The 554-nt window shown below is 40.1% G+C and carries 1 protein-coding gene; it reads right to left on the reverse strand.

Annotated elements, in window-relative coordinates:
• On the reverse strand, positions 1-459 hold a 459-nt coding region (locus tag QVP90_RS09305), incomplete at its 3' end, for a UpxY family transcription antiterminator (protein ID WP_288204188.1).
• Positions 460-554: the final 95 nt, after the last annotated feature.

The raw sequence follows: 554 nt of genomic DNA on the forward strand, positions 1-554 counted from the left end.
ACGACGGTCTCCCTTTACACGAACAAATTCTCCTTCAACACCTTCGAAAAGCCCTCCGGTAACACGAACACGCTCTCCCTTCTTAAAGGTGATGGTAGTGGGATCGAGATACACAACTTGCTGATCATGGCTACCGGCAACAGCAATAAAACTGCGCATCTGAGTTTCCGGTATGGTGATAGGCTGGTTGGTTTCCCTGTCCATAATATAACGAATAGGCAATTGAGTACCCGCAGTCGTTTTCATTTCATCAATTTGAAGTCTGGAGGCATATACGAATACTAAATTATGAACGACAGGAACCAATTTACGTATTTTCCTCTCCCCCTTAACCACATATTCATAACGCATGGGAATAAAGTTTTCTATATTCCGATCGTCAAGATATTGTTTAAATGCGAGTTCACGACTATAGGTAATGCGAAGAGCATACCAAGCTAAACCGGTAGATTTATTCACAAATGGATATACTTTGGGGACATCGGGATAAAGAAATATTTCCCGATCAAGTGGATTAATTCAATTATTATTGATCTTGTATTCATTTACTTCTA

The organism is Bacteroides sp. CAG:189, from assembly GCF_000432295.1.
Classification (GTDB): domain Bacteria; phylum Bacteroidota; class Bacteroidia; order Bacteroidales; family Bacteroidaceae; genus Bacteroides; species Bacteroides salyersiae.